At 71.3% G+C, this 12,832-nt stretch carries 12 protein-coding genes and 1 riboswitch; of the genes, 2 read left to right on the top strand and 10 right to left on the bottom strand.

Annotated features, from left to right (window positions below):
* Positions 1-18: 18 nt before the first annotated feature.
* The 4 genes from BGK67_RS11335 to BGK67_RS11350 all read right to left on the bottom strand — a co-directional run bounded on the left by BGK67_RS11335 (position 19) and on the right by BGK67_RS11350 (position 4,235).
* Positions 19-1,062, bottom strand: a complete 1,044-nt coding sequence (locus BGK67_RS11335) for a C40 family peptidase (RefSeq protein WP_069919967.1) — start codon at positions 1,060-1,062, stop codon at positions 19-21.
* Positions 1,063-1,309: 247 nt separating this feature from the next.
* Entirely contained in the window at positions 1,310-2,338 is a 1,029-nt protein-coding gene (locus BGK67_RS11340) for a C40 family peptidase (RefSeq protein ID WP_069919968.1), read from the bottom strand.
* 252 nt (positions 2,339-2,590) lie between these two features.
* On the bottom strand, positions 2,591-3,955 hold the full coding sequence (locus BGK67_RS11345; RefSeq protein WP_069919969.1) for an NYN domain-containing protein: 1,365 nt from the start codon (positions 3,953-3,955) through the stop codon (positions 2,591-2,593).
* Positions 3,956-3,995: 40 nt separating this feature from the next.
* Positions 3,996-4,235, bottom strand: a complete 240-nt coding sequence (locus BGK67_RS11350) for a hypothetical protein (RefSeq protein WP_008738811.1) — start codon at positions 4,233-4,235, stop codon at positions 3,996-3,998.
* Positions 4,236-4,360: 125 nt separating this feature from the next.
* Between BGK67_RS11350 and BGK67_RS11355 the strand changes: the two genes are divergently transcribed.
* Together BGK67_RS11355 and BGK67_RS11360 are read left to right on the top strand one after the other, a co-directional pair.
* A complete protein-coding gene (locus tag BGK67_RS11355; protein WP_069919970.1) occupies positions 4,361-5,095 on the top strand; it encodes a rhomboid family intramembrane serine protease in 735 nt (244 codons plus the stop codon).
* On the top strand, positions 5,092-5,373 hold the full coding sequence (locus tag BGK67_RS11360; protein ID WP_031148522.1) for an Lrp/AsnC ligand binding domain-containing protein: 282 nt from the start codon (positions 5,092-5,094) through the stop codon (positions 5,371-5,373). The genes BGK67_RS11355 and BGK67_RS11360 overlap by 4 nt, the downstream gene beginning before the upstream one ends.
* Positions 5,374-5,422: 49 nt before the next feature.
* On the opposite strand, the gene BGK67_RS11365 is transcribed toward BGK67_RS11360, so the two are convergent.
* From BGK67_RS11365 to qcrC, 6 genes are all read right to left on the bottom strand, one after another.
* Positions 5,423-6,181 (bottom strand): DUF2785 domain-containing protein, encoded by a 759-nt coding sequence (locus BGK67_RS11365; RefSeq protein WP_069919971.1) that lies wholly within the window; start codon positions 6,179-6,181, stop codon positions 5,423-5,425.
* Between the two features lie 49 nt (positions 6,182-6,230).
* On the bottom strand, positions 6,231-7,646 hold the full coding sequence (locus BGK67_RS11370; RefSeq protein WP_069919972.1) for an aminotransferase class V-fold PLP-dependent enzyme: 1,416 nt from the start codon (positions 7,644-7,646) through the stop codon (positions 6,231-6,233).
* 220 nt (positions 7,647-7,866) lie between these two features.
* A riboswitch (SAM riboswitch) is annotated at positions 7,867-7,983 on the bottom strand.
* 90 nt (positions 7,984-8,073) lie between these two features.
* On the bottom strand, positions 8,074-9,138 hold the full coding sequence (gene trpD / locus BGK67_RS11375; RefSeq protein WP_069919973.1) for an anthranilate phosphoribosyltransferase: 1,065 nt from the start codon (positions 9,136-9,138) through the stop codon (positions 8,074-8,076).
* Between the two features lie 165 nt (positions 9,139-9,303).
* A complete protein-coding gene (gene qcrB, locus BGK67_RS11380; protein WP_069919974.1) occupies positions 9,304-10,935 on the bottom strand; it encodes a cytochrome bc1 complex cytochrome b subunit in 1,632 nt (543 codons plus the stop codon).
* On the bottom strand, positions 10,932-11,987 hold the full coding sequence (gene qcrA, locus BGK67_RS11385) for a cytochrome bc1 complex Rieske iron-sulfur subunit (protein ID WP_069919975.1): 1,056 nt from the start codon (positions 11,985-11,987) through the stop codon (positions 10,932-10,934). Before qcrA ends, qcrB begins: the two co-directional genes overlap by 4 nt.
* On the bottom strand, positions 11,984-12,793 hold the full coding sequence (qcrC, locus tag BGK67_RS11390; RefSeq protein ID WP_069919976.1) for a cytochrome bc1 complex diheme cytochrome c subunit: 810 nt from the start codon (positions 12,791-12,793) through the stop codon (positions 11,984-11,986). Before qcrC ends, qcrA begins: the two co-directional genes overlap by 4 nt.
* Between the last annotated feature and the right edge of the window lie 39 nt (positions 12,794-12,832).

Below are 12,832 nucleotides of genomic sequence, written 5' to 3' on the forward strand. Positions count from 1 at the left end.
AGGGCGGCCGTCCCGGGGTCAGGGCCGGGTCACGGCCGAGACCGGCATCATCCCGACGGGGTCGTAGCGGACCCGGGCCCCGGGGTACGGGGCGTGCACCACCTGGCCGTTGCCTACGTACATGCCGACGTGGCTGGCGTCCGAGCGGTACGTCACCAGGTCGCCCGGGCGGGCCTGCGACAGCGGCACCTGGCGGCCGGCGTGCCGCTGGGCCTGCGAGGTGCGCGGCAGCGAGACCCCGGCCTGGCGGTACGACCAGACCATCAGCCCCGAGCAGTCGAAACCGGAGGGCCCGGTGGAGCCCCACACGTACGGGCGGCCGACCGCTGCCCTGGCCGCCATCACGGCGGTCGCCGCCCGGCCCGAGGAGGCGCCGAGCGAGGGCAGGTCGGGCAGGGCGTCGGGCCGGCCGCCCGAGCGGGAGGCGCGCTCGAAGTCGGCCCGCTCCTCGGAGGGCATGGCGTTCAGCAGCCGCCGGGCGGCCGCGAGCTTGGCCGTGACGGAGCGCTTGTGCCGGGCCACGTCGGCGCGCAGCGCTTCGAGTTCGGCGAGTTTGCGGGAGGCCTCCCGACGCTCCTGGCCGAGCCGGCGCTGCTCCTCGCGCAGTTCGTCCAGCTGCCGTGCCTGGCGGCCCGTCAGCCGGTCGAGGGCGGCGGCCTGGGCCAGGTACGCGTCGGGGTCCTCGGCCAGCATCAGGCCGACGGCGGGGTCGATGCCGCCGCTGCGGTACTGGGCGCCGGCGAAGGTGCCGAGGATCCCGCGCATGGTGTTGATGCGTTCCTGGCCGCGGGCGACCGCGTCCTGGGCCCGGTCGACCTCGGCCCGCAGCCGGTCGGCTTTCTCGCCCGCCTCGTTGAAGCGCTCGGTGGCCTGCTCGGCCTCCTCGAAGAGCCGGTCGACCTGGGCCCGGGAGCCCGCGGCGGGGTCCTGCGGCAGGCCGGGGGCCGCGCCGGCGGGTGCGCCCGTCATGGCGACCGCTGCGGTGGCCGCGACGGCGGCGAGGACGGTGACCTTCGTGTTCCGGTCGAGGCTGCCGAGCCCGGGCCGGCGATGGGACGCCACGTGAAACCGCTCCCTTCCGCTGGGCGCGGCCCGGGTCCGCCCCCCGTGGACGGACGTGTGCCGGGTTACGCGCTGGCAGACAGTAGCGGCGCCACCGGGCACCGGCCAACGACCGCCGACGGGCACGCACGGTGACGCCCCGCCGGAGACGCAGGTCACCGGCGGGGCGTGGGGTCGGAGCGGGGTCCCGCAATTCGCCCGGATGGGCGGTGTACGGCGCGTCCCGCACCGGGGACGGCGGCGCGGCTCAGCCGATGCGGACGCCGAACTGGAACGGCATGTTGTCCATCGATTCGTACTTGACGCCGCCGCGCGGGTTGGCCGCGTGCAGGGTCATGTTGTTGCCGGCGTACAGGCCGACGTGGTGCAGGTCCCCGTAGAAGAAGACCAGGTCACCGGGCTGGAGTTGGCTGCGGCTGATGCGCGTGCCGTCGTTGGCCTGGGTGTAGGTGACGCGGCTGATGCTGACGTTGGCCTGCTTGTAGGCCCACTGGGTCAGCCCGGAGCAGTCGAAGGAGTTGGGGCCCTCGTGGCCCGATATGTACGCGCTGCCGACCTTGGTCTTGGCGGCCGCGAGGGCGGCGCCGGCCCGGCCGGAGGGCTTCTCGTTCCCGAGGTCGACGCGGGCGGCGTCGCTGCGGCTGGCGCGGGTCTCCTCGTCCTTGAGCGCGGCGCGCTCCTGGGCGGTGAGGGTGTTGAGCAGGGCCTGGGCCGCGGCGAGCTTCTCCTGCGAGACCTTCTTCTTCTCGCCGAGCTCCTTGCGGGTGGCGTCGAGGTCGGCGAGCTTGCCGGCGGCCTCCTGGCGCTGCTGCGCGAGGGTGCGCTGCTTGGCCTGGATCTTCTGGACCGCTTCGACCTGCTTGCCGCTCAGGTGCTCCAGGGAGGAGGCCTTGTCGAGGTAGCTGTCGGGGTCCTCGGAGAGGAGGAGGGCGACCGAGGGGTCGATGCCGCCGTTGCGGTACTGGGCGCTCGCCATCGAACCGAGCGTGCTGCGCAGTTCGTTGAGGTCGCCCTGGCCGCGCGCGACCTGGTCCTGGAGCTGCCCGATCTCCTTCTCGAGCTTCTCCTGGCGCTCCTTGGCCCCGTTGAACTTCTCGGTGGCCTGCTCCGCCTCTTCGTAGAGGGCGTCCACCTGGGACTTGACCTCGTCCTTGCCCGGCTTCGCCGGAGCGGCCGAGGCGGACTGGGAGGTGAGGGCGACCACGGCGGCCGCGGTCGCACCGAGGACGGTCACACGGGCGCGGTTCGGCTGCTTGGGTCGACGGTGGGACGCCACGGAGGCGAGCTCCTTCTTCCTAGAGCCGCCGAAGAACGCAACTCGGCAGCACCTCCGCCGCCACCCCGAATGAGTGATCTACCGCACGAAGGTTTGAACGCACCCTAGTGACCTCGCTGTGATCAGTTCAAATCCCGTCGGGAAAAAACCCGCTCGCCGACCAGCTTCTTTACCTACAGCGCACGCTCTGTGCCGGGCACTTGACGGTACGTTCCCTGAGCGCCCTGCCAATTCGGGCATGCGGGGCAGGAGTTACGAAACGCGCGAAAGCCGCTTCAGCAGCAATGCGGACGCCACCGGCCGCGCGCCCGCCTTGGCCACCCCGTCGGCGACCTCCCGGTCGGTCGAGACCACGACCACCGGCCGGCCGGGCGGCTCCGCCCGCACCAGCTGGCGGATCAGCTCGTCCGCCGTCACCCCGGCCTTGGAGAACAGCACCCGCACCCCGCGCGGCGGCGCGAGCAGCACCGGGGCGGCCAGTTCCGCCCCGTCGAAGACACAGGTCATCTCCGCGCCCGTCTGCGCGGCCAGCATCGACAGCCCGCCCAGCAGGCGCAGCCGCTGCTTCTCCAGCGGCATCGTCGGATAGCCCGTCTTGGTCACGTTGTAGCCGTCGACCACCAGATGGGCCTGGGGCAGCGCCAACAGCTGGTCCAGCAGCGCCGGATCGGTCTCCGACAGGGCGCGCGCCGCGATGTCCTTCGGCGTCATCCGGCCCGGCTCCACGGCCTCCACGGTGTCCGCCGGGCGCGTGGACACCGGGGGCAGCGCCAACTCGCGGCGCAGCCCCGCCGCCGCGTCCAGCACGGTGTCCAGCAGCAGCCGCAGCCGCATGTCCTCGATGCTGCGCCCCTCGCGGGTGGCCCGGCGCGAGGTCTCCAGCGACGTCTCCACCTCCGCCAGCCGGGACTTGAGCCGCCGGGTCTCGCTCTCGGCGGCGGCCACCCGCGCGGCCGCGTCGCCGCGGATCCCGTCGATCTCCGCGTTCACCTTCCGCAGGGCCGCCTCGCCGCGCTTGACGTCGCTGAGCGCGCTGCGGAGCTTGCGCTGAAGCGATTCCGCTTCCTTGCGGGCCTCGTCCAGCTCGGCCCGCACCTGCTCACCACCGGACCGCTGCAGGTCCCGTACCTGCGCCAGCTCCTCGCGCAACCGGTCCAGCTCGCGCCGGGTCTCCTCGCCGACCCGCTCGGCGTCGGCGCGCTGCGCCTCCTCGCCGGCGGCGGCCACCAGCTTGACCCAGCCGACCGGCCGCAGCACGTAGGCGGCCGCCGCCACGTCCAGCGGATCCGCGGCGGCGGGCGGAGCACCGGACTCCAGGGCGCCGGCCAGTTCCGCCTGCGCCTCGCGCAGCTTCTCGGCGACCCGGCTGCGGAACACCGGGTCGGTCTCGACCGCCGCGGCCATCGCGTTGCCCGCGAACTTGGCGCGCCGGGTCGGGGTGAAACGGGCGTACTGCCGCAGCTGCGCCGGGAGGTCCGCGACCGTCAGTCCGCCGAAGGCGTCCGAGACGAGCGCGACGACCCGGCGTCGCACGCCTTCCGGCAGCGGGCGGTCGAGGACCTCCGCGGCGTCGCCGGCCGCATCGGCCGGCTCAGCGCCGCTTGCTGGCTCCACAATCCGTCACCCCTACCGTGATCTACCTGTGGGCGGGGCTCCGTCAGGAGTCCGCGCCCGGCCTGTCCACGAGCTCGATCTGGTCCACCGCGTTGCACCAGCGGCAGCGGACCGACTCGATGGTCTCATTGACCACCTCGCGCTCCTCGACCTTGGGCTCCCCGGCGAGGTCCAGGTGGACGTACTCCACGACCTTCGACGAACGGGTGACGTCGAAGCGCGTGAGGTTGCCGCACAGGGTGCAGCGCCACCGGGTGGTGTCGGTCGGCAGGGGAACCGTCATCAGGCCGCTCTCTCCTTCATAGCTGTTTCAATTAAAGCCGTCGGCTGAGCCGTCCGCGCCGATTGGCCGGACGCCGGCTCGTAACCCTACGGCCTGCCACCGCCCCGGGTGGGGTCGGTTGCGTCATGCTCTGTCACATGATCGTAAGGTGGCAGGCCGTTCGCGAGGCCGCCCGGGGACCGGTGGTCACCCATGCGCTGATCGCGGGTTGCGCCGTGGTGTTCGTACTCGGCCCCGCCTCGGGGCTGAACCCGGCCTACGGGACGGGCGAGGGGCTGCTGACCGCCGGGACGGACTACTTCCGGCGCTGGGGCGTGGTCCCGGACGAGTTGTTCACGGGCCGTCCGCGGGCCTGGCTGACCCCGCTGACCGCGCTGTTCGTGCACGGCAGCTGGCTGCACCTGCTCGGCAACATGCTCTTCCTCTACGTCTTCGGCGCGATGGCGGAGGAGCGGATGGGCCGCCCGGCGTTCCTCGCCTTCTACGTCTGTACGGGGTACGCGGCCCTGGCGGTGTACGCGGCGGCCAACGCGGGCTCCTCACAGACGCTGGTCGGCGCGTCCGGGGCCATCTCCGCGGTGCTCGGCGCCTTCCTGTTCCTCCTCCCACGGGCCCGGGTGACGAGCCTGTTCCCCTTCCTGTTCTTCCTGCCGCTGCGGTTTCCGGCATGGCTCGTGCTGCTGTTCTGGTTCGCCCTCCAGGGGGTGGCGGCGCACCGGGCGGGCAGTGGTCCCGGGGTGGCCTATCTGGCCCACCTGGTGGGCTTCTCCGTCGGGTTCCTGTACGCGTGGGTGAGGTATCGGGGTACGACTAGAGTGGTGCGACCAGCGACGGCCATCGAGGGAGACAGCCAGCCGTGATCACCGCGATCGTGCTCATCAAGACCAGCGTGGACCGGATCCCCGAGATCGCCGAGGCCATCGCCGCGCTGGACAGTGTCAGCGAGGTCTACTCCGTCACGGGGACGTACGACCTGATCGCGCTGGTCCGCGTGGCCCGCCACGAGAACCTGGCGGACATCATCCCGGGCCGCATCAGCAAGATCCCGGGCGTCGAGGCCACGGACACGCACGTCGCGTTCCGCACGTACTCGCAGCACGACCTGGAAGCCGCGTTCGCGATCGGCCTCGACGCGTAACGGCTCCCCGCCGCCGGAGCCGGCTCGGCCGGCCCTCGCCGCCCCGCCGTCACACGGCCGCCAGGTCGAGTACGGCTCCCAGACGGCCCTTCAGTACCGCGCGGTGCGGCCCGCCGGCGGCCCGGTCGACCCGGACGTAGAGCGCGCCCAGCGTGCGCAGGGTGTTGGAGAGGGACGCGGAGGCCGGGCCCCGGCCGCGGGCCCGCACGTGGGCCTCGACCGGGTCCAGCCAGGCCGTCGCGCCCGCCCCGGTCAGGTCCGGACGGGTGAGCGCCCGGGCGAGGGCCGCCGCGAGGCGGTCGTCCTCCCGCTGGTCGAAGACGTGGTCGGTGGGCGCCAGCAGCCGGGCCGCCGCCAGGGCGGGCATCCGGGCGGGGTCGACCTCCGGCCGGACCCCGAAGCTCCCCAGCAGATCCGCGCCGTGGGCCGCCGCGTGCAGCCAGCCCAGCGTCCCGTCGTACCCGCGCAGGTCCGCCTCCGCGGCGTACCACGCGGCGAACGCGTCCACCCACCCCGGGCGGAAGTCCCCCGCGCCCACCAGCATGTCCAGCACCAGCGGCGCGAAGGTGCGGGCCTGGATCCGCGGGTCGGCGAAGCGCTCGGCCATCTCGTCGCCGAGGGCCAGGCGCCGCGGCACGTCGATCACCCCGCGGGATATCCAGGCCGCCAGCACGGAGTACGCCGCTCCGTCCCGGACGAGCGGATCGGGGTCGGCCAGGGCCCGGGAGAGCCCCGGCACCAGTTCCTCCACCCGGCGGCCCGCGGGTACCGCGTAGTCGTTGCGCTTGATCTCGTCCCAGTCCGTCACGAGGGCACCGTAGGGGCGGACCCCCCTGCCGCGACAGTGGTTTTCGAGGTCAGACGGCCGGGACGCAGCGACCCTCCTCCGTGCGGTACTGCCACTGGGCGCCGTTCGCGACGAGCTCCTTCACCGCACGGACGAAGCGCTCCACGTGCTCGTCGGGGGTGCCCGCGCCGAAGCTGACGCGGATCGCGTTCAGCGAGCGCTCCCCCGGGGCCGCCTCCGGGGCTCCGCACTCGCCCTGCGCCTGCGGCTCGCTGCCCAGCAGGGTGCGGACCAGCGGATGGGCGCAGAACAGGCCGTCGCGGACGCCGATGCCGTACTCGGCGGACAGGGCGGCCGCGAAGTGCGAGCTGTTCCAGCCGTCCACCACGAAGGAGATGACGCCGACCCGCGGGGCGTCGTCGCCGAAGAGCGAGAGGACCCGGACCGCCGGGACATCGGCCAGGCCCTCGCGGACCTGGGCGATGAGGTGGCGCTCGCGGGCGACGAGGCCGTCGAATCCGGCATCCCGCAGGGCCCGGCAGGCGGAGGCGATGGAGTAGACGCCGATGACGTTCGGGGAGCCGGCCTCGTGGCGGGCGGCCGTGGTGTGCCACTCGACGTCCACGCCGCCGTCCGCCCGGCGGGCGACCTTGCGCGAGGCGCCGCCGCCCGCGAGGTACGGCTCGGCCTCCTGGAGCCAGTCCGCGCGTCCGGCGAGCACGCCCGAGCCGAAGGGGGCGTACAACTTGTGCCCGGAGAAGGCGACCCAGTCCACGTCCAGGTCCCGGACCGAGACGGGGTGGTGCGGGGCGAGCTGGGCGGCGTCCAGGACGATCCGCGCGCCGTGGGCGTGCGCGGCCGCGGCGAGCTCCTTGACCGGCCACAGCTCACCGGTGACGTTGGACGCGCCGGTGACGCAGACCAGCGCCGGGCCGTACGGCTCGCGGTCGGCGAGCGCCCGCTCCAGCGTGGCGACGGCCTCGTCCGGAGTGCGGGGCGCGTCGAGGTAGATGACCTGCGCGTCCGTCCACGGCAGGAGCGAGGCGTGGTGCTCGGTCTCGAAGACGAAGACCTGGCAGCCGACCGGGAGGACGGCCGCGAGCAGGTTCAGGGAGTCGGTGGTGGAGCGGGTGAAGACCACCTGGTCGGCGGGGCGGCAGTCGAGGAACTCGGCGACCGTGGCCCGGCTCTGCTCGAAGAGGTCGGTGGAGAGCTGCGAGAGGTATCCGGCGCCGCGGTGGACGCTGCCGTAGTACGGGGCGTACGCGGCCACGTCGTCCCAGACCCGCTGGAGCGCCGGGGCGCTGGCCGCGTAGTCGAGGGCCGCGTAGGTGACCTCGCCGCCGGTGACGAGCGGGACGGTGACGTCCCGGCCGAGGACCGGCAGCGGCTCGGCACAGGCGGGGCCCTCGGCGGCGGAGTCGGCCGTGGTGGCGACGGCGGAGGCGAGCGCGGTGGCGACGGCGGCGTTCAGGGATGCGGACATGGCGGAATCTCCCGGCAGGCAGGGGTGAATGGCTTCGGTGTGCCCGTACGCGGCTACGGCGCGGCGCCGTGCGCAGGGGGTACGGGGAGTCCTCGGAACCGGACGGGGGTACGCGGAAGTGACCCTGGTCCGAGGGTGGAAGAAGGGGCTGAGTCGCCCTATCGCATTCGCTTGCTCACGGAAAACGCTCCTCGAGAGACCAGGACCCCTGGTGTCGAGGGATCCGCGCTTGCCGTAGACCTCGCTGCCTACGGCCTGGTCATCACCCGGGGCACCCCGCCACGGAAGGAGGGTTGCCGGACAGCAAGCCGGGGCCTAAACGCTGTCACTCGTGACCTGGTCAGCATCCTGCCACAAGATCCCCCGCGCGCAAGACCCCGGTCCACGATGCGGAACGGGGCCTTGTCCGAAAACGCGCCGCGGGGGCTCAGGCGTTGCTGGCCGCCACCCACCGTTCCAGCGCCGCACGGGCCGCGCCCGAGTCGATCGACTCCCCCGCCCGGGCGATGCCCGCCGCGATCTGCTCCTCCAGCGTGCCCGTGCCCGGGTCCAGCGCGACCAGGGCCGCCGCCGAGTTCAGCAGGACCGCCTCACGGACCGGGCCGCTCTCGCCGGCCAGCAGGCGGCGGGCGACGTCGGCGTTGTACGAGGCGTCCGCGCCGCGCAGCGCCGACACCTCGACCAGGGGGATGCCCACGTCACGGGGGTCGAAGGGCTGTTCGCGGACCTTGCCGTCGCGGACCCACCACACCCGCGAGGTGGCCGTGGTGGTCAGCTCGTCCAGCCCGTCGTCGCCGCGGAAGACGAGCGCGGAGGAGCCGCGCTCGGCGAGCACGCCGGCCACGATCGGGGCCACTCGGGGGTCCGCGACGCCCGTGGCCTGGGCGCGGACCCGGGCTGGGTTGGTCAGCGGGCCCAGGAAGTTGAAGGTGGTGCGGATGCCCAGCTCCTTGCGGGCCGCCGCGACGTGCCGCAGCGCCGGGTGGAACTTCACGGCGAAGCAGAAGGTGATGCCGGCCTCCTCGACGACCTGCGCCACCCGGGCGGGGGTGAGGTCCAGGTTGACGCCGAGCTTCTCGAGCACGTCGGAGGAGCCGCTCGCGGAGGACGCGGCCCGGTTGCCGTGCTTGACGACCTTGGCGCCCGTACCGGCCACGACGATCGCCGACATGGTGGAGATGTTCACCGTCTTGGCCCCGTCGCCGCCGGTGCCGACGATGTCCACCGTCCGGCCGGGCACCTCGATCAGGTTGGCGTGCCCGTACATGGCCCGGACCAGGCCGTTGATCTCGGCGACCGTCTCGCCCTTCGCCCGCAGCGCGACGGCGAAGCCGGCGATCTGGGCGTCGGTGGCCTCCCCGCGCATGATCCGGTCCATGGCCCAGGCGGTGTCCTCGGCGCTCAGGTCCCGGCCGCCGAGCAGGGCGTCGAGAACACCCGGCCAGCCGCGGGCCGCCACGCTGTCGCCGCCTGCCGGGGTCGCAACGTTCATGGTCCGCTCCTGCTGTCGTCGCCCGCCGATGTGGGGGCCCACGTCGAATGGGAAGGGCTTCAGCCTATCCAGCCCCGGGGACGGCGAAGAGCCCCGTCCGGACAGTGGACGGGGCTCTCGCCGTGGCGACACCGGGACCGATCGAAACCAGTCCCTCAAACGGGATCAGTGGTGGCCGTGGCCGCTCTGGATCTCCTTGTACTCCTCCACCGTGGGCTTCGGAATCTGGTTGTTCTCGGCGTAGAAGCCCTTGCTGAGCTTCGCGCGCAGCTTCTCGCTGAGCTTCACCTTGCGCTCGACGCCGTTCTCGTCGACCGTCGGGCCGACCTCGATCGGCTGGTACTGCGTGTACGAGGTGAGCGTGTGCAGCTTGTCCTGCGAGAGCGGCTCGTGGACCTCGACAAACTCACCGTGCGGCAGGCGCTTGATGATGCCGGTCTCGCGACCGTGCAGCACCTTGTCCCGGTCCCGGCGCTGGAGGCCGAGGCAGATCCGCTTGGTGACGATGAAGGCGAGGACCGGGACGACGAAGAAGCCGATCCGGACGAACCAGGTGATCGCGTTGATCGAGAGGTGGAAGTACTGCGCGAACATGTCGTTTCCACCGCCGATCAACAGGACGATGTACTCCGCGATCCAGGCGACACCGAAGGCCGTACGGGTCGGGACGTTGCGCGGGCGGTCCAGCAGGTGGTGCTCGCGCTTGTCACCGGTGACCCAGGACTCGATGAACGGCCACACCGCGATCGAGCACAGCACCAGCGGGAAGAGCAGCAGCGGGATGAACACGCCCAGGACGAGCGTGTGGCCCCACAGGTTGATCTCCCAGCCGGGCATGGCACGGATCAGGCCTTCCGGCATACCCATGTACCAGTCCGGCTGCGCACCGGTGGACACGTGGTCCGGGCGGTACGGGCCGAGCGCCCAGATCGGGTTGATCGTGGCGATCGCCGAGATGGCCGCGATGACACCGAAGACCAGGAAGAAGAAGCCTCCGGCCTTGGCCATGTAGACCGGCAGCAGCGGCATGCCGACGACGTTGTTGTTCGTCTTGCCGGGGCCGGGGAACTGGGTGTGCTTGTGGTAGAAGACCAGGATCAGGTGGGCCACCAGCAGGCCCATCATGATGCCGGGCAGCAGCAGGATGTGCACCGAGTAGAACCGCGCGACGAAGTCGCCGCCCGGGAACTCCCCGCCGAACAGGAACATCGACAGGTACGTGCCGACGACCGGGACGGACAGGATGGCGCCCTGCATGAAGCGGACACCGGTACCCGACAGCAGGTCGTCCGGCAGCGAGTAACCGGTGAAACCGGTGAACATGCCGAGGAACAGCAGCAGGAAGCCGAAGATCCAGTTGACCTCACGCGGCTTGCGGAACGCGCCGGTGAAGAAGACGCGCATCATGTGCACGATCATCGCCGCGACGAAGATCAGCGCGGCCCAGTGGTGGATCTGGCGGATCAGCAGGCCGCCGCGGACGTCGAAGCTGATGTCCAGGGTCGAGGCGAAGGCCTCGGACATCGTGACGCCCTGCATCGGCACGTACGAGCCGTGGTACACGACCTCGTTCATGCTCGGGTGGAAGAACAGCGTCAGGTACACACCCGTGAGGATGATGATGATGAAGCTGTAGAGGCAGATCTCGCCCAGCATGAAGGACCAGTGGTCCGGGAAGATCTTGCGCATGTTGGCCTTGGCGAGGCCGTAGATGCCCAGGCGGCCGTCCGCCCAGTCGGCCACGCGCTCGCCGGCGGGCGCTTTGCGCGCCTTGGTGTCAGTGGTCGCAGTGCTCATCCGCGCTCCCAGAATGCAGGACCGACGGGCTCTTCGAAGTCGCCGAGCGCTTCGAGGAAGCCTTCGTCATTGACACCGATCCGCAGCTGCGGAAGCGCGTGACCGGCCGGGCCGAAGATGACACGGGCGCCGTCGGAGAGGTCGAAAGTGGACTGGTGGCACGGGCAGAGCACGTGGTGCGTCTGCTGCTCGTACAGGCTGATGGGGCAGCCGACGTGGGTGCAGATCTTGGAGTAGGCCACGATCCCGTCGTGGGACCACTCCAGTTCCTGCTTGTCCTTGATGTCGTCCGGCTGGATGCGGACGATCATCAGGGCGGCCTTGGCGATCTGGACCTGGAAGTCGTGCTGGTGCTCGTCCAGGCCTTCCGGCATGGCGAAGGTCAGCGAACCGACCAGGACGTCCTCGGGACGCAGCGGCTCCATCGTGTTCTGGTTGATGAGCAGCTTGCCCTTGGCCCACAGGGTCTTGCGCAGCTTGTCCTCGGGCAGCGGGCCCAGGTCGCGCATGATCATGACGGCGGAGAGCGGCAGCATGGCCAGCGCACCCAGCAGCGTGTTGCGGATCAGCGGGCGGCGGGCGATGCCCGACTCCTGCGCACCGTCGCGGAAGTCCTGCAGGACCTGCGCCTTGACCTCCGGCGGAGCGGCGATCTCGTGGCGCTCGGCGGCTACCTCGACGTCGGACATCAGGGTGCGGGCCCAGTGGACCGCGCCCGCGCCGATGCAGAAGAGCGCCGTGCCCAGGGTCATGCCCAGCGCGAAGTTGAGCGCGCTCACCTTCCCGATCGGGAAGATGTACACGATCTTGTCGACCGGGAAGATCACGTAGGAGGCGATGAAGGCCACCGTGGCCAGCATCGACAGCGTGAACAGCATCGCGACGGTGCGCTCGGAACGCTTCGCCGCCCGCTCGTCGATGTCCTGGATGCGCGGCTTGTGGACCGGCAGGCCCGGGTCGGCGAACGGGTCGTCCGCGACGGCTACGGCACCGTGGTGCGCGTCGCCCTGCTCAGTCGGCAGGTGCTTCTCTTCGGGAATGTCTTGACTCATGACTTCTTGGCCTTAGCGGTGTGGGCCGCGACCCAGACGGCAACAGCGATCAGCGCACCCAGACCGAAGATCCAGCCGAACAGACCCTCGGAAACGGGACCGAGGCCGCCGAGCTTGAGGCCACCGGGGCTGGTGGACTTCTCGCCGTTGACGTTCTCGAGGTACGCGATGATGTCCTTCTTCTGCTTCTCCGGCATGGTGCTGTCCGGGAAGGAGGGCATGTTCTGCGGGCCGGTCAGCATGGCCTCGTAGATGTGCTTCGGCGAGACGTCCTCAAGGTTGGGGGCGTACTTGCCGTTCGTCAGTGCGCCGCCCTCGCCGGTGAAGTTGTGGCACTGCGCGCAGTTGTTGCGGAACAGCTCACCACCGTTGGCGATGTCGGCGCCCGCCGGGTCGTACTGCTTCTCGGTCGGCGTGATCGGACCGGCACCGAGGGAGGCGATGTACGCCGCCAGCTGGTCGATCTGCGCCTGCGAGTAGATGTTGGGCTTCTTCGGCACCTGGGCGCCGGGCTGCTGGGCGGGCATGCGGCCCGTGCTCACCTGGAAGTCGACGGCCGCGGAGCCGACGCCGACCAGGCTCGGGCCGTCAGAGGAACCCTGACCGCCGGTTCCGTGGCAGCTTGCGCAACCCACGGCGTAGAGCTTCTTGCCCTCCTCGATGGCGAGGGACTGGGCGGTTTCATCGGCCTGCGCCTTGCCCGCGGGGGCGAAGGCGGCGTACAGCCCCCCAGTGGCCGCCAGCGCGAGGAGTAGAACGACGACCGCCGCCAGCGGATGGCGTCGTCGTGCGGAGAGCTTTTTCACGGATTACCCCGGTGTCAGGATCTTCTGCGTCGGTGTTTC

The sequence above is a fragment of the Streptomyces subrutilus genome (genome assembly GCF_001746425.1).
GTDB classification, from domain to species: domain Bacteria; phylum Actinomycetota; class Actinomycetes; order Streptomycetales; family Streptomycetaceae; genus Streptomyces; species Streptomyces subrutilus_A.